This window comes from Streptomyces sp. NPDC102278, assembly GCF_044766345.1.
Lineage (GTDB): Bacteria > Actinomycetota > Actinomycetes > Streptomycetales > Streptomycetaceae > Streptomyces.
In genome coordinates, this window is sequence record NZ_JBIWLV010000004.1 from 462,247 (window position 1) to 478,211 (window position 15,965).

Below are 15,965 nucleotides of genomic sequence, written 5' to 3' on the forward strand. Positions count from 1 at the left end.
AATCCAGCCGGTCACGGAAGAAGTAGGGAAGCCAGGCCGCCAACCTGCCGGCCTGGCCCTCCGTGCCCGGATCAGGAGCAGCCATGACCATCGCACCCCTGTCCCCGTCCCCCCTCGCGCCCCCCGTCCACCCCGCCGTCCCGGGCGTCCCCGCCGCCCCGGCGCGCCCCGGCGAGCGCACCGCGCCCGCCGGCCCCCGGTACGCCGTCCGGCTCGCCCGCGACGAGGCCGAGGTACGGGCCGCCCAGCGCCTGCGCCACCAGGTCTTCGCCGGGGAACTCGGCGCCCGTCTCGATCCGGCCGAACCCGGCCTGGACAGCGACGCCTTCGACACCCACTGTGACCACCTCCTCGTCGTCGACGAGGAGAACGAGCAGGTCGTCGGCACCTACCGGCTGCTCCCCCCGGAACGCGCCGCCGTCGCGGGCCGCCTCTACTCCGAGGGCGAGTTCGACCTCGGCGCCCTGGCGCCCATCCGCCACGACCTCGTCGAAGTCGGACGGTCCTGCGTCCACCCCGACCACCGCAACGGCGCCGTCATCGCCCTGATCTGGGCCGGCCTCGCCCGCTACATGGGCCGCTCCGGCCACAACTGGCTCGCGGGCTGCTGCTCCGTCCCGCTCGCCGACGGCGGGGTCCTGGCCGCCGCCACCCGGGAGACCGTCCTGCGACGCAACCTCGCCCCCGAGGAGTACCGCGTCGCCCCGCACATCCCCTGGAACCCCGAGGGCGTCACCGTCCCCGGCCGGCGGGAACTGCCCCCGCTGCTGCGCGGCTACCTGCGCCTGGGAGCCTGGGTCTGCGGAGAGCCCGCGCTGGACGCCGAGTTCGGCTGCGCCGACCTGTACGTCCTGCTGTCCCTGCGCCGCACCAACCCGCGCTACCTCAACCACTTCCTCTCGCTCGCCCCGGGCGCATGAACGCCTGGCTGCCCACCGCGCCCTGCACCCCCGAGGCCTGCGCCGGCCACGAGGGACCCACGGCGAGCGTCCCGCTCGCCGTGCTCCGCCTCGCCGGCGCGGTGGCCCTCGTCCTCCTCGCCGTCCTGACGGCCGCGCCCGTACGGCTGCTCCCCGCCCGCCCCCGACACGCCCTCGTACGGGGCTGGTCGGCCACGCTGGTCGCCTCCCTGGGCATACGGATCACCGTGCACGGAAGTGCCGGCGCGGGCGGCGGCCGGCTGATCGTCGCCAACCACATCTCCTGGCTCGACATCCCGCTCGTGACCGCCGTGCTGCCCTGTCGGATGCTGGCCAAGAGCGAGATCGGCGCCTGGCCCGTGCTCGGCGGGCTCGCCGCCCGGGCCGGCACCCTGTTCATCGAACGGGACCGGCTCAGGGCCCTGCCCGACACCGTCGAGACCCTGACCCGGGCGCTCCTCGCCGGGGACCGGGTCACCGTCTTCCCCGAGGGGTCCACCTGGTGCGGGCGCGCCCAGGGACCTTTCCGGCGGGCCGCGTTCCAGTCGGCGCTGGACGCGCGCGTGCCCGTACAGCCGATCCGGCTCGCGTACCGGCTGTCGGGGGGCGGGGAACCCGCCGGAGCGCCCGCCTTCGTCGGGGACGACCCGCTGACGGCCTCCCTGTGGCGCATCGCCCGCGCCCGGGGGGTGCGCGCCGACGTGTGGTTGCTGCCGCGGATCCCGCCGGGCCGGCACGAGGACCGGCGGGACCTCGCGGCGGCGGCGCAGGCGGCCGTCCACGCGGAGGCCGCGCGGCCCGTACCGGCCGCGCGGCCCGTTCACACCGCGGAGCCCGTACAGGAGGTACGGGCCGCCCGGGCCGCGCCCCTCCTGCCGGGCATCCCCACTCAGTCCACAGGGCCCTCCGCCACCGACAGGGACAACGCGAAGCGGCCCGCCGCGTCCGTCCACCACTGGGTCAACTCAAGCCCCGCCGAAGCGAGTTCCCTGCGCACACCCTCCTGACGGAACTTCGCGGAGATCTCCGTCAGGATCTCCTCGCCCGCCTTGAAGGGCACCACCAGGTCCAGGGCCCGGATCTTCACCAGCGCCTGCGACCGGGCCCGCAGCCGCATCTCGATCCACTCCTGTTCCTTGTTCCACACCGCCACGTGCGTGAACTCGACGGTGTGGAAGTCCGCCCCCAACTCGCGGTCGATCACGGCCAGTACGTTCTTGTTGAACTCCGCCGTCACCCCCTGCTCGTCGTCGTAGGCCGCGACCAGCACGGCCTCGTCCTTCACCAGGTCGGTCCCCATCAGCAAAGCGTCACCGGGTGACAACATCGCCCGTACGGACGCCAGGAACGCGGCCCGCTCCGGCGGCAGCAGGTTCCCGATCGTGCCGCCGAGGAACACCACCAGGCGGGGGCCGGGGGAGTCCGGCAGTCGCAGCGGTCGCGTGAAGTCCGCCACCAACGCGTGCACCTTCAAACCGGGATGCTCCGCCAGCAAGGTGTCGGCCGCCCCCCGCAGGGCGCTCTCGCTGACGTCCACCGGGATGTACGTCTCCAGCGCGGGCATCGCCTCGATCAGGTGCCGGGTCTTCTCGGAGGAACCGGATCCCAACTCCACCAGCGTGCGGGCGCCGCTCTCCGTCGCGATCTCCCGGGCCCGCTCCAGCAGGATCTCCCGCTCGGCGCGCGTCGGGTAGTACTCGGGCAACCGGGTGATGTCCTCGAAGAGCTCACTGCCGCGGGCGTCGTAGAACCACTTGGGCGGCAACTTCTTGGGGGAGCCGGTCAGTCCGTCGCGCACGTCGGTGCGCAGCGCCTTCTCCGCGGCGTTCTCGTCGAGGGTCCGGGTCAACTGGAAATCACTCACGGTCGGCTCTCCTTGAGCGGGGTCAGGTCGACCCTCGTGCGGGTGGCGGTCAGCAGGGTCCGGTCGGGTACTTCGCACCAGCGGGGGTCGTCGTCGTGCGGCTCGGACGCCACGACCGTGCGCCCCGCGCGCGGGTCCGCCAGGTACCAGAGGGAATCGCCCCAGGCGGTCGCGGCGATCGTGGAACCGTCGGTCAGCAGCAGGTTCAGTCGTGAGGCGGGGGCGGCCGAGACCAGGTCCCGCAGGGGACCGGCCAGGGCGGCGCCGAGATCGTCCCCGGCGCGCAGTCGGTGCAGGACCAGCGCCCAGATCAGCGCCGAGTCCGTGCGCGCGGCGAGTTGCAGCAGCTCCTCCACCGGCAGCCCGGCGGCCAGTGGGGCCGCCGACTCCGGCCAGTCGCGCACCGAGCCGTTGTGGCTGAACAGCCACCGCCCGGCCGAGAACGGCGCGGCCGCGGCCTCCCCGTCGGCCCCGGCCAGCGTGGCGTCCCGCACGGCGGCCAGGACGGCGCCGCTGCGCACCACGCGGGTGAGGTCGGCGAACGTGAGGTCGCCCCAGATCGGCCCGGCCCGCCGGTACCGGGCCGGCACCGGGTCGCCCTCCGCGTACCAGCCGATGCCGAAGCCGTCGGCGTTCACGGTGCCGTTGCGCTGCCGGCGCGGTGCCCAGGACTGCCGCACGAGGGAGTACTCCGGCTCGCTCAGCAGTCTCCCGAGGCTCACCACCGGCCCGAGGTAAGCGAGGTGACGACACATCAGGCATCATCCCGGGCGGTCCGGAATCCGGCGAAGATCTGCCGGCGCACCGGCAGGTCCCAGTTGCGGAACGTGCCCCTGCAGGCCACCTGGTCCACCGCGAAGGAACCGCCCCTGAGCACCTTGTGCTCGGGCCCGAAGAACACCTCCGAGTACTCCCGGTACGGGAACGGACGGAACCCCGGGTAGGGCAGGAAGTCCGAGGCCGTCCACTCCCACACGTCGCCGATCAGCTGGCGCACCCCGAGGGGCGAGGCCCCGGCCGGATAGCTGCCCGCGGGGGCCGGGCGCAGGTGTCGCTGCCCCAGGTTCGCGTGCGCCGGCGTCGGGTCGGCGTCACCCCACGGGTACCGGGTGGAGCGGCCCGTGCCCGGGTCGTACCGGGCGGCCTTCTCCCACTCGGTCTCGGTGGGCAGCCGGCGTCCGGCCCAGCGGGCGTACGCGTCCGCCTCGTACCAACTGACGTGCAGTACCGGCTCGTCGCCCGGCACCGCCTCGGTGACACCGAAGCGGCGGCGCGACCACGCGTCGCCCTCCCGGTGCCAGAACAGCGGTGCCTCGATCCCGTGCGCGCGGATCTGCTCCCAGCCCTCGGCGGCCCACCAGCGGGGCTCGCGGTAGCCGCCGTCCGCCATGAACGCCCGGTAGTCGGCATTGGTCACCGGCGCCGTGTCGATCCAGTACGGCGCGGTGTCCCGGGTGTGCGCGGGCCGTTCGTTGTCCAGCGACCAGGGTTCGGCCGAGGTGCCCATCGTGAACGGCCCGCCGGGCACCAGCACCTCGGCCGCCGCCAGGGGCGGCCCCTGTGGCGGATCCGGGTCGGGTGCGGTCAGCACCGCCGTGCCCCGTCTCAGCTGATGGGTGATCAACATGGTTTCGTCGTGCTGCTGTTCGTGCTGCGCGATCATCCCGAAGACGTAGCCGCCGGACAGCAGCTCCGTACCCTCCAACGGGGTCCGCTCCAGCAGGTCGAAGACCCGTCCGCGGACCTCGGCCGCGTACCGGCGGGCCTCCTCGGGCCCCAGCAGCGGCAACTTCGGCCGCTCGGAGCGCGGATGCTCGAACGCGTCGTAGAGCGGGTCGATCTCGGGACGCATCGACTCGCGTCCGGCGACGTTGCGCAACAGCCAGAGCTCCTCCATGTTCCCGATGTGCGCCAGGTCCCAGACGAGCGGGGACATCAGGGGAGAGTGCTGTGCGGTCAGGTCCCGATCGCTCACGGTCTCGGTCAGCCCGGCGGTACGCGCCCGGGCGGCGGTCAGCGCCACCACGGCCCGCTCACGGAGTATCTCGGGGTGTATCTCGGTGGTCACGGGCGTGCGTCCTTCCCGGCGGGCTGCCGCTGTTCCTCTTCGTCGTCCGCGGGGCAGCGGCCGCGCAGTACGTAACGCTCGGTGAAGGCGCCCACCTCGTCCCGGATCTGCGTGCTCGCCCCGAGCCGGGGAAGTGCCTCGCCCGCCGCCAGGAAACAGGCGACGGCGGCCGAGCGCAGCTCCGGATCGGCGAGCCCCGCACGGGCGGCGGAGCGCCACAGCGGATTGCGGGGCGCGCTCCCGGACCCGTACGAGTCCGACAACGCCTTCGACACCCGGTACGCGGTCTCCGCGGCCTCCGGGTCGTCGAACAGCGCGTGCACCACGGCCACCGGCACGACCCAACCGTGCTCGCCGGGCTGCGCGTCGATCATCCGCAGTTCCAGGTGACCGCGCGGTCGGATCGGCGGGAAGAGCGTGGTCAGGTGGTACTCCAGGTCCTCGGCGGTGGCGGGCCGCGGGCCCGTGCCGGACGTCAGCCAGTCCCGGAAGGTCAGGCCGCGCGGGATCGCCCAGGGCGCCTCGTCCCCGACGGACCGCACGCACATCACCTCGGTGTCCAAGGCGTGCCGGGTCCACGCCTCGCGCGGCTCGCCGTCCAGCGGCGGAGCCAGGGAGCGACGCGTGTCGATGTCGCTCCAGATGCCCTGCCGGGCGCACCGCCATCCGGCGTACGGACCGTCCAGGCCGGGGGAGTTGGCGAACGCGGCGACCAGGACGGCGCCCAGCAGGTGCGCGAGCCGCCAGCGCCGGCCGTAGCCGAGCGGGCCCGGCTCCTCCTGCCCGGCGTCCACGCAGACCTGTACGGACGCGGAGGAGCGCATCATGGCCCGCCCGGCGGGACCCGTGCGGTCGAAGTACGTCTCCATCGCCCGGTAGCGCGGGCTGTCCAGCATCCGGCGCAGGGGACGTCGCGCGTCCTGCCCGAGGCCCCGCAGTACCAGGCCCTGCCCGTGCAGGACGCCCCGTACGGCCGTGAGGTCGGCCTGGAGGCCGTCCACGCACCCCGTCAGGGAGTCAGCGGGAGCCGAACTGAGCTCCAACTGGCCACCGGGCTCGACGGTGAACCCGGATCGCAGGGGCAGCGCGCGGGCCGCGTCGTGCGCGGCGGCGAGCCGGTCGGCGGGCAGTGCGAGATCGGGCCGCTCGGCGTCCAGCACCAGCCATTCGAGTTCGGCGCCGAGCACACGAGGTGGACCCGTCTTGAAGCAGATGCCGTGGATGAGCGCCTCCGCCGTGGCCTCGGTGAGGAGTTCGGGCGGGGGATGGTGCACAGGCGGAGCAGGTGAGTCCTGGCGCATGACCGGATCCTCGTCTCCTGTCGGCGGCCGGCGCTTTCGTCGGCCGTGATGTCACCCGTGCCTACCCGTCTGCGGGCCACAAATTCCATTGCCGTTCGAGGGGCCCGACCGGAGGATTGCGGTGTGAGCAGCAGACTGCGTGAAATCGCGCGGGAGAACGCGACGATCCTTGCGGCCGGTGGGTACCGGACGCGGACGGGACGGCAGAACTCCCTGGCCGCCGCCCTGGCGGAGGCCAAGGCAGGAACCAGAATATATGGACCAAACCGTGTCATTCCATATGGAGAGCCCCTCAAGAGGGAGGGAAGGACCGCTTTCGAGGTCACGGGTGAGAGCAGCACCGTCGCCGCCCGCCGGCTCGCGCAGGACGCCCCGCGGGGGATCCGGGTCGCCGTCCTGAACTTCGCCTCGGCCCGCAATCCCGGGGGCGGCTACGTGCGCGGGGCCAAGGCCCAGGAGGAAGCCCTGTGCCGCGCCTCCGCCCTGTACGAGACCCTGTTGCAGGCCCCGGACTACTACGAGGTCCACCGCGCGGGAAAGAGCACGTTCTACACCGACCGGGTGATTCACTCACCCGCGGTCCCCGTTTTCCGCGACGACCGGGGTGAACTCCTGGAGTCCCCCTTCCGCGCCGCCTTCCTCACCTCTCCGGCCCCGAACGCGGGCACCATCCGCCGCCAGGAACCGGAGCGCGCCCACGAGATCCCGGGCGCCCTGGCGCGGCGGGCCGAGCTGGTCCTGGAGGTGGCGGCGCTGCACGGTCACCGGCGGCTGGTGCTGGGCGCCTGGGGGTGCGGGGTCTTCCGCAACGAGCCGGCCGTCGTGGCCGAGGCCTTCCGGCACCTGCTCACCGGCCGCTTCGAGGGGGTCTTCGAACGGGTGGTGTTCGGGGTGCTGGACCGCGCGCCCGAACCCCTCCAGGCATTCGAACGAGCGTTCGCGGGGCTGTGCGCGGAACCGGGGAGCCCGGCCCCCGGGCAGTGATCCGGTTGCCCCGGGGCCCGGCGTCGGCAGCCCGCGCGGTCACCGGGGCGCCGGGGGTCCCGGGGCGACCAGGCACCGCCGCGCGGCCGCCGCCGGCCGCGGCGCCTACTGCCAGCCGTAGCGCTCGCGCAGCCGGTCCACCACCCACTGGAAGCGGCCCCGGTCCAACGCGCACGCCTCGCGCCGCATGCCCGACTCGTGCACCCTCAGCACCCGGTCCACCGCCACCCAGGACTCCCGCGCCGCCCCGTCCCACGGCCCGGTCCCGATCGCCACCCACTCCCGGTCGTGATCGTGCCGCTTGCTGGACAACTGCACCGCGAGCAGGGTGCTGCCGCCCGCCTCCCGGGCGACCACCAACACCGGCCGGTCCTTGCCCCGCCCGTCGTTCTCCTCGTACGGGACCCAGGTCCACACGATCTCGCCGGGATCCGGATCGCCGTCCTTGTCGGGGGCGTACTCGGTGCGCACCGGGCCGATGGTGCGCGGATCCGCCTCGCGGGTCGCGGTGACGCCGTCACGCCCGGGCTGCTCCACGTGATCGTCGTCGTGGCCGTTGCTCTGGTGGGGAAGTGCCGTCATGCCGGTGAGGTTACTGGCTCGGGCCGCGACTCCCCGCCGGCTCCGGCCACTTCGCCGCCCAGTCCTCGGCCGCCTCGACCTGCGCCGCCAGGGAGAGCAACAGGGGCTCCGCGTGGGCGGGGCCGAGGAGTTGGGCGCCCAGGGGGAGGCCGTCCGGCGTGAACCCGGCCGGGATGTTGACGCCCGGCCAACCGAGGACGTTCCACGTCCAGGCGTACGGGCACGCCGCGATCATCGCCCGGTCCGTCGCCAGGGCCCCCAGACCCGCCAGGGCGCCGATCCGCAGCGGCGGGGTGGCCGTGGTCGGGGTGAGCACCACGTCGAAGCGGTCGAAGATCTCCCCGACCCGGCGTTGCAGCGCGACTTCCGCCCGGCGCGAGACCCGCAGGGGCACACCGCCCAGGATGCGGCCCGTTCGGACGGCCTCGTGGGTGCGCGGGTCCAACAGCGAGGAGTCCGGGACGCGGGCCGCCAGGTCCCGTACGCCGCCGGTCGCGCGAGGCGCGAAGGTCAGGCCGATCGGGCCGTAGCGCGGATCCTCCTCGACCACCTCGTGCCCCAGCGACTCCAGCCGTGCGGCCATTCGCTCCACCGCCGAACGGACCACGGGGTCAAGGGACTTGGCGGTGGCGGTGAAAGCCATGGCGAACGACAGGGCGACGCGCAGGCGGCGCGGCCCACGCCGCGTGGCGTCGACGGCCGAGATGCGCGGCGGGCTGTGCAGGTCCCCGGGATGCGGCCCGCTCGCCGCGTCGAGCAGGAGCGCCGCGTCGCCGACGGTGCGGGCCAGCACGCCGTTGACCGTGAGCCCGTTGAAGGACTCCGGTTCCGGCCAGGTGGAGATGCGCCCCCGCTGCGGCTTCACGCCGACCAGATGCGTCCACGCCGAGGGGATGCGGACCGAGCCCGCCCCGTCCGACCCGAGCGCCGCCGGGACGAGCCCGGCGGCGACCGCGGCCGCCGAGCCGCCCGAGGAACCGCCGGGCGTGTACGCGGTGTTCCACGGATTGCGGGTGTCGCCGAAGGCGTGCCCCTCGGTGAACGGCCACTGACCCAGTTCCGGGGTCTGGGTCTTGCCGACGATGATCGCGCCGGCCGCGCGCAGCCTGCGTACGGCCTCGCTGTCGGCGTGCTTCGGCGGGAAGACCCCCGCACTGCCGAAAGCCGTCGGCTCGCCGGCGACGTCCATGTCGTCCTTGACGGCGATCGGCACCCCCAGCAGCGGGAGCCGCTCGCCGGCCGCCAGTCGGCGGTCCGCGTCGTCGGCCTCCGCGAGCGCGGCCTCCGTCCGTACGACACGGAACGCGTTGAGGGCGGGCTGGGCGGCCGCGATCCGCTCCAGGGTCTGCTCCGTCAACACGCGGGCGGTGACGCCGCCTTCGGCGAGCGCGGTCACCGTGTCCGACAACCCCGCGGACACCCGCGGGGCCGAGCCAACCGAATCCAGCGATGAAGCCGACATCGGACCTCCCCATTACCGATCGGTAGGAACGACGGTAACGGGGAGGAGCGGAGAGCCGCTAGATCCGGTCCTCCAGGGAAGCCGTGAACTCGTCGAGGTCGTCCCGGTGGGTGGTGGGGCCGGAGTCCTCGTCCCCGGAGGCACCCGGTCCGTACCCGCCCGGCCGCCGGCGCCGTGGCCCCTCAGATCCGGGGCGATGACGCCGGGCAGCCGTCAACGGACGCCGCGGATGGGTTTCACCGCGAGGGCGCCCGCCACGGCCAACACCGCGGCCACGATGAACAGTGCGGTGTACCCCCCGCTGACCGACACGATCACCGAGGCGATGAAGGGTGCGATGATCTGCGGCCCCGCGTTGGCGATGTTGAGCACGCCCATGTCGCGCGCCGCGTCCTCGGCCTTCGGGAGCACCATGGTCACCAGCGCCGTGTCCACGGCCATGTAGCAGCCGAAGGCGAGCCCGTTGACCACGGAGAAGGCCAGCATCGCCGTCCAACTGGTGGAGACGGCCGGGATCACCAGGGCGAGCGCGGACAGCAGCGCGGACGCGCCGACGAAGAGCTTGCGACGGTCGAACCGGTCCGACAGCCACCCACCGACCACCGTGGAGACGACCATGGCCACGCTGGTCAGCGGCATCATCACGGCCACCGCCGCCTCCGGCTTCATCCCGTCGGGCAGCACGGTGTGGTCCTGGAGGATGTACAACTGGTAGCCGCTCACGGCGAAGTAGCCGAGCACGAGCAGCGCCCGCCCGATGAACGCCCAGCGGAAGTCGTGGTTCCCGAGCGCGCTCGCGAACGCGGCGAGCTGGGCCCGGAGCGGCAGGGCGGCACGGGCCGGGAGCCGTTCCTCACGGGCGCACGCCGTGAACAGCACCGCCGCGCCCGCGACGATCGCGCCGAACACGAGGTATCCGGTGCGGTAGTTCTCGGAGAAGGCGGCGCCGAGCAGGGCGCCGAGGGTGGATCCGAAGGGCAGTCCGAGGCCGACGGCGGCGGAGGCCTTGCCGCGGGCGGTCACCGGAACCCGGTCGGGGACCACGGAGGTGATGGCCGCCTGGTAGACGTTCATGACGGCTTGGCCGAGGCACCAGGCGATCGTGATCAACAGGATCGTGTCGGCGAACCCCAGCAGGAACATGGCCGGGAGCGCGGCGAGTCCACCGCCCAGGATCCAGGGATTGCGCCGTCCGCTGCGGTCCGACAGGGCGCCGGCGACCGGATTGAAGATCGTCGCGAAGATGGCCGAGACCCCCGCGATCAGGCCGAAGTTGGCGACCTTGTGCGCCGGGTCGATGTGCTCGACCTGGAGGGCGAGCAGGATGCCGGCGACGCCGATGTACAGGGAGTACATGGCGGTGTTGCCGACGAGCAGGAGCGGGAGCAGGCCGCGTCCGGGGCCGGACTTCGAGGGTCTCTCGGACGCGTCGGGGGTGGCGCCGGCCGTGCCGGTGCCGGGGGAGGAAAGGGCCACGGTGGCCTCCTGGGCGGTGTCTGCGTGCGGCTGAGGGAGGAAGAGGAGGGGTGGGGAGGGGGTGCGCGCCGCCCTGTCGCGGTGGCGGGGTGCGACGGGACGCGGCAGGGCGGCGGCACGGCGGGACACGTGTGCCCGCATCCCCGTCGAAGGGGGTGAGAAAGCTGGGTTACACGTGTCAATGAATCGTGTAACCACTGTGTAGCACCCGTTTCCGGCCATCCGCTAGACCTCGGGAGCGACCGGTCTGGAAAGATGCGACGGCAATGTCTCAGTCATCGAAGCCGGCGAAGTCGCCCGAGTCGCCGAACCCGGCGCCCGGGGCCCCCTCGCCCTCCCCGCCGCCCCCCGCCCCCGCGCCGGCGCCCACCCCGACCCCCGTGCCCGTGCCGGAACCCGAACCCGTGCTCGTGCCGGAGCCCGTGCCGACCAGTGCCGATGTGGCCCGCCTCGCGGGCGTCTCGCGCGCGACGGTCTCGTACGTACTGAACAACGCGGAAGCCGTGCGCATCAGCGAGCCCACCAGGCGCAAGGTCCGCGCGGCCGCCGAGGAACTCGGGTACGTCCCGCACGCCGCCGCCCGGAGCCTGCGTGCCGGGCGCACGCGGATCGTCCTGCTGCCCACCTCCCACGTGCCGATCGGCCCGCTCTACAGCACCTTCCTCAACGAACTCCAGTGGGCCCTGCGCCGCCTCGACTACACCGTCGTCCAGTACGGCAGCCTCGGACTCGGCGGGGACGAGGCCGCCCGCGCCTGGGCCGAGCTGCGACCCGTCGCGGTGATCTCGCTCGGGGAGATCACCCTGTCCGCGCGCAACGTCGCCACCCTCAAGCGGGCGGGTGCCCGCGCGGTGATCACGCTCGGCCCGGTCGGAGTGCCCGGCGCGCACGCGCTCGTGATGGACCAGGCGGAGGTCGGCGTCCGGGCCGCCACCCACCTCGTGGAGCGGGGCCGGCGCCGGATCGGTGTCATCGTCCCGGAGGAGAGCGGCCTGGAGCTGTTCTCCGCGCCCCGGCTGGCCGGGGCCCGCTCGGTGGCGGGCGCCGAGGTCGAGGCGCTGCCGATGGCCTACACCGAGGAGTCGGCGGGGGCCCTCGCCGCCCGCTGGGCAACGCTCGGGCTGGACGCGGTCTTCGCGTACAACGACGAGTACGCGATGTTGCTGATGCGGGCCCTGCAGGACGCCGGTCTGCGCGTCCCCGAGGACGTGGCCGTCATGGGCGCGGACGACCTGCTGATCGGGCGACTGCTGCGGCCGAGGCTGAGCACGGTGGCACTGGAACTGCCGACGGGGGACCATCTGGCCTCCCTGGTGGACGCGGCGGTACGGGAGCCGGCCGAGATCTCGGAGCGGCACGACCTGATGGCGGCCTTCGCCGTCCACCGCGAGTCCACCTGACGCGGTGCGCCGGGTGACGCGGTGCGCCGAGTCCGCGGGTCGGGGCCCCGGATCCCACGGGTCGGCGGGGCCTGCGCTCCCGGCGCGCCGCGGGCAGCGATCGAGCCGGCCGGGTCCCGGCGCGGGTGCGCGGGGCCCGGGGAACCGTTGACAGGCGGTGATCGACGGACGGAGACTGCGGGCGCGCCCCACCGGGCGCGCCCGGCGCCACGGCCGGTGCCCACACCGGCGCCGTCTCGCGGCGCCGCCCGTACGGATCCGCCCAGGAGAGACCCCATGAGCATCCGCACCGTCCGCGACGTGTACGTCGTCGACGCCGTCCGCACCCCGATCGGCAAGTTCGGCGGGGCCCTGGCCGGAGTCCGGCCGGACGACCTGGCCGCCCATGTGGTGCGCGCGCTGGTGGACCGTACGCCCGATCTCGACCCGGCCCGCATCGACGACGTCGTCTTCGGTGATGCCAACGGCGCCGGCGAGGACAACCGGGACGTGGCGCGGATGGCGGTGCTCCTCGCCGGGCTGCCCGTCACCGTTCCCGGAGTCACGGTCAACCGACTGTGCGGCTCCGGTCTCGAAGCCGTGATCCAGGCCGCCCGGGCCATCGCGCTCGGGGACGCGTCCGTCGCGATCGCCGGCGGCGTGGAATCGATGAGCCGCGCCCCCTGGGTGGTGCAGAAGCCGGAGCGGGCCTTCCCCGCCGGACACCAGCAGATGTGGTCCACCACCCTCGGCTGGCGGATGACGAACCCGCGCATGCCGGCCGAGTGGACCGGCTCGCTCGGCGAGGGCGCCGAACTCGTCGCGGAGAAGCACGGGATCACGCGCGAGGCACAGGACCTCTTCGCCCTGGACAGCCACCGCAAGGCCGCCGCCGCGTGGGCCGCCGGGCTCTACGCCGACGAGGTCGTCCCGTACCCGGGCGCGGAGCTGCTCCGGGACGAATCCATCCGGGAGGGTTCCACGCCCGAGGCGCTGGCCCGGTTGAAGCCCGCGTTCCGTTCGGACGGCTCCGGCACCGTCACCGCCGCGAACGCCTCCCCGCTGAACGACGGCGCCGCCGCGCTGCTGTTGACCGACGAGGAAGGGCTGGCGGCCACCGGCAGGGAGCCGCTGGCTCGGATCAGCGCGTCCGCCGTCACCGGCATCGAGCCCCAACTGTTCGGTCTGGGGCCGGTGGACGCGGTGGCGCGGGCGCTGTCGAAGGCGGGGCGCGACCTGTCGGACCTCACTGTCCTCGAGCTGAACGAGGCTTTCGCCGCACAGGCGTTGGGCTGTCTCGCGGCCTGGCCGGAACTGGACCCGACGAAGGTCAACCCGCGTGGCGGTGCCATCGCGATCGGGCATCCGCTCGGCGCCTCGGGGGCGCGACTGGCCGGTTCGGTCGCCCATCAACTCGCGGCGGCCGGCTCGGGAACCGGCATGGCGGCGCTGTGCATCGGGGTCGGGCAGGGGATCGCGCTGGTCCTGGAGCGCTGAACCGGCGCCGGCCGTTCAACGGGTTTCGTGGGGCGGGGTCGCGTGGGCGGGGGTCGCGTGGGCGGGTGTGAGTGGTGCGGCCTTCGTGCGGTGGGGGTTGCGTGGGACTGCGACCGCCTCACGATCGTTTCCGGTCACGCGCTTCGTCAACTGCCCAATAACTGAACAGAATTGGGTCTCCCGGTCTGACACGATGGCGCCTGCTGCCGCCCCCCGCCCCGTTTCTTCCCACCCGGAGGCCCCGCGCCATGCCGCTCCTCGATCCGACGCTCTGGCAGGACGGACCCACCCTGACCGGCGGAACCGCCCCCGTCGTCGAACCCGCGACCGGACGTACCCTCGCCACACTGGACCTCGCCGCGCCCGCCGACGTCGCGGAGGCCGCCGTGCGCGCCCGGTCCGCGCAGTCCGACTGGGCGCGGACCACCCACCTGGAGCGGTCGGCGGTCCTGCGCCGCGCGGGGGACCTGTTCACGGCCCACGCGGGGGAACTGGGGGACTGGCTGGTGCGGGAGTCCGGTTCGGTCCCGGGCAAGGCCGGGTTCGAGCTGCACGTCGCCGCCCAGGAGTGTTACGAGGCCGCCGCGCTGGCGTCGCGACCGACCGGCCAGGTACTGCCGAGCGAAGCGCCCCGGCTCTCCTTCACCCGCCGGGTACCGGCGGGGGTGGTCGGGGTCGTCGCCCCGTTCAACGCGCCGCTGATCCTGTCCATCCGCTCGGTCGCGCCGGCGCTCGCCCTCGGCAACGCGGTGCTGCTCAAGCCGGACCACCGGACCGCGGTCTGCGGCGGCCTCGCCCTCGCCGCGGTCTTCGCCGCCGCGGGCCTGCCGGCCGGGCTGCTGCACGTGCTGCCCGGGGACGCCCGTACGGGGGCCGCGGTGGTCGAGGACCCGCGCGTCAGCGTGGTGTCGTTCACCGGATCCACCGCCGCCGGCCGTGCGGTCGGCGAGCTGGCGGGACGTCACCTCAAGCGCGCCCACCTGGAGTTGGGCGGCAACTCGGCGCTCGTCGTGCTGGAGGACGCCGATGTCGAGGCGGCCGTCGCACAGGCCACCTGGGGCTCCTTCTTCCATCAGGGCCAGATCTGCATGACGGCTGGACGGCACCTGGTCCACGCCTCGCTGTACGACGAGTACGTCGAGCGGCTCGCCGCGCGGGCGGAGGAGCTGGCGGTCGGGGACCCGTACCGGGACCGGGTGCACCTGGGCCCGCTGATCGACGAGGGCCAGGTGCGCCGGGTCCACGCGTTGGTCGAGGCGAGCACCGCCCAGGGCGCCAAGCTCGTCGCGGGCGGCACCCACCGGGGGCTCTTCTACCGTCCGACCGTGCTGGCGGGCGTCGCGGACGACACGCCCGCCTACGCGGAGGAGGTCTTCGGCCCGGTGGCGCCCGTACGGTCCTTCGCGACGGAGGAGGAGGCGGTGGCACTGGCCTCGGCGGGCCCGTACGGGCTCTCCCTGGGGATCGTCACCCGCGACGCCGCGCACGGGCTTGAACTGGCCGACCGCATCCCGACCGGCATCGCGCACGTCAACGACCAGACGGTGAACGACGAGGCCGTGGCCCCCTTCGGAGGCGTCGGCGCCTCGGGCACGGGAGCCAGGTTCGGCGGGGAGGCCAACCTGGACGCCTTCACGGAACTCCGCTGGACCACGGTGCGCACCACGCCGGCGGTCCACCCCTTCTGAGCCGGTCCCGCGGGCGCCGGGTCGAGGTCGGTCCCGCAGCCACCGGGTGGAGGTCGGGCCGATGGTCGCTCCCGACGCACGGATACACGTAGTCGCAGGTCAGCGGCCTGCGGAGCGGGGGCGGAATTCATGGGGCGGGCCATTCGTTCAAGCAGCACACGCACCAATCAGGAGGTTTGAACACCGTGGCAACCGTGGAGCTGACCAAGGAGAACTTCGACCAGACGGTCAGCGAGAACCCGTTCGTGCTGATCGACTTCTGGGCGGGCTGGTGCCGGCCCTGCCTCCAGTTCGCCCCGGTCTACGAGAAGGCCTCCGAGGCGAACCCGGACCTCGTCTTCGCCAAGGTGGACACCGAGGCGCAGCAGGAGCTGGCCGGAGCCTTCGAGATCACCTCGATCCCGACGCTGATGATCGTCCGGGACCAGGTGGCGATCTTCGCCCAGCCGGGCGCCCTGCCGGAGGCCGCGCTGACCGACCTCATCGCGCAGGCCCGAGCCCTCGACATGGACGAGATCAGGGCGAAGATCGCGGCCGAGCAGGCCAAGGGCGCCGGGGAGTCCGGCACGCCGGAGGCCTGAGATCGACACCACCGCCCCCGGCCTGCGGTGCCGCTGCTCCGCTCCGCCGGGTGGCGCAAACGCACACCCGGGGGTCGCAGGCATCGCTTCCGACCCCCGGCAGCGCGTTCAGGTGGACGACGACCTCGTGCGCGTCCGCCGCCCGTCATCGCACGCATGCTCA

The 15,965-nt window shown here is 73.7% G+C and carries 14 protein-coding genes; 7 read left to right on the forward strand and 7 right to left on the reverse strand.

The genetic code is table 11. The features are described from left to right. The first annotated feature begins 83 nt into the window (after nt 1–83). Nucleotides 84–920 carry a GNAT family N-acetyltransferase gene (locus tag ACIRO3_RS14305; RefSeq protein ID WP_404136151.1) on the forward strand — a complete coding sequence of 279 codons (837 nt, stop codon included), beginning with the start codon at nt 84–86 and terminating at the stop codon, nt 918–920. Beyond that, nucleotides 917–1,927 carry a lysophospholipid acyltransferase family protein gene (locus ACIRO3_RS14310; RefSeq protein ID WP_404136154.1) on the forward strand — a complete coding sequence of 337 codons (1,011 nt, stop codon included), beginning with the start codon at nt 917–919 and terminating at the stop codon, nt 1,925–1,927. The genes ACIRO3_RS14305 and ACIRO3_RS14310 overlap by 4 nt, the downstream gene beginning before the upstream one ends. On the opposite strand, the gene egtD is transcribed toward ACIRO3_RS14310, so the two are convergent. The 4 genes from egtD to egtA are packed head-to-tail and all read right to left on the reverse strand — an operon-like array spanning nt 1,810 to nt 6,153. Further along, a complete protein-coding gene (egtD, locus tag ACIRO3_RS14315; protein ID WP_361784020.1) occupies nt 1,810–2,784 on the reverse strand; it encodes an L-histidine N(alpha)-methyltransferase in 975 nt (324 codons plus the stop codon). The genes ACIRO3_RS14310 and egtD overlap by 118 nt on opposite strands. Next, entirely contained in the window at nt 2,781–3,539 is a 759-nt protein-coding gene (gene egtC / locus ACIRO3_RS14320) for an ergothioneine biosynthesis protein EgtC (protein WP_365999589.1), read from the reverse strand. Before egtC ends, egtD begins: the two co-directional genes overlap by 4 nt. Continuing rightward, entirely contained in the window at nt 3,539–4,852 is a 1,314-nt protein-coding gene (gene egtB, locus ACIRO3_RS14325; RefSeq protein WP_404136158.1) for an ergothioneine biosynthesis protein EgtB, read from the reverse strand. The genes egtC and egtB overlap by 1 nt, the downstream gene beginning before the upstream one ends. After that, nucleotides 4,849–6,153 carry an ergothioneine biosynthesis glutamate--cysteine ligase EgtA gene (gene egtA, locus ACIRO3_RS14330; RefSeq protein WP_404136160.1) on the reverse strand — a complete coding sequence of 435 codons (1,305 nt, stop codon included), beginning with the start codon at nt 6,151–6,153 and terminating at the stop codon, nt 4,849–4,851. Before egtA ends, egtB begins: the two co-directional genes overlap by 4 nt. A 123-nt stretch (nt 6,154–6,276) precedes the next feature. Here egtA and ACIRO3_RS14335 point away from each other — a divergent pair, with 123 nt between their 5' ends. Next, nucleotides 6,277–7,137: a TIGR02452 family protein gene (locus tag ACIRO3_RS14335; protein WP_404136163.1), complete on the forward strand. Its 861-nt coding sequence runs from the start codon at nt 6,277–6,279 to the stop codon at nt 7,135–7,137. A 105-nt stretch (nt 7,138–7,242) separates the two neighbouring features. On the opposite strand, the gene ACIRO3_RS14340 is transcribed toward ACIRO3_RS14335, so the two are convergent. The 3 genes from ACIRO3_RS14340 to ACIRO3_RS14350 form a co-directional block, all read right to left on the reverse strand. Next, nucleotides 7,243–7,719, reverse strand: coding sequence for a type II toxin-antitoxin system PemK/MazF family toxin (locus tag ACIRO3_RS14340; RefSeq protein WP_404136166.1), 477 nt, complete (start codon nt 7,717–7,719; stop codon nt 7,243–7,245). A gap of 10 nt (nt 7,720–7,729) precedes the next feature. Further along, nucleotides 7,730–9,181 carry an amidase gene (locus ACIRO3_RS14345; RefSeq protein ID WP_404136169.1) on the reverse strand — a complete coding sequence of 484 codons (1,452 nt, stop codon included), beginning with the start codon at nt 9,179–9,181 and terminating at the stop codon, nt 7,730–7,732. Nucleotides 9,182–9,394: 213 nt separating this feature from the next. Further along, nucleotides 9,395–10,657 (reverse strand): MFS transporter, encoded by a 1,263-nt coding sequence (locus tag ACIRO3_RS14350; protein WP_404136172.1) that lies wholly within the window; start codon nt 10,655–10,657, stop codon nt 9,395–9,397. 266 nt (nt 10,658–10,923) lie between these two features. Here ACIRO3_RS14350 and ACIRO3_RS14355 point away from each other — a divergent pair, with 266 nt between their 5' ends. The 4 genes from ACIRO3_RS14355 (at nt 10,924) to ACIRO3_RS14370 (ending at nt 15,802) form a co-directional block, all read left to right on the forward strand. After that, entirely contained in the window at nt 10,924–12,057 is a 1,134-nt protein-coding gene (locus tag ACIRO3_RS14355; protein ID WP_404136174.1) for a LacI family DNA-binding transcriptional regulator, read from the forward strand. Nucleotides 12,058–12,333: 276 nt separating this feature from the next. After that, nucleotides 12,334–13,533 (forward strand): thiolase family protein, encoded by a 1,200-nt coding sequence (locus ACIRO3_RS14360; RefSeq protein WP_361784044.1) that lies wholly within the window; start codon nt 12,334–12,336, stop codon nt 13,531–13,533. 248 nt (nt 13,534–13,781) lie between these two features. Beyond that, nucleotides 13,782–15,221 (forward strand): aldehyde dehydrogenase family protein, encoded by a 1,440-nt coding sequence (locus tag ACIRO3_RS14365; protein ID WP_404136177.1) that lies wholly within the window; start codon nt 13,782–13,784, stop codon nt 15,219–15,221. Between the two features lie 185 nt (nt 15,222–15,406). Further along, entirely contained in the window at nt 15,407–15,802 is a 396-nt protein-coding gene (locus tag ACIRO3_RS14370; protein ID WP_361784050.1) for a thioredoxin family protein, read from the forward strand. The last annotated feature ends 163 nt before the right edge of the window (nt 15,803–15,965 follow it).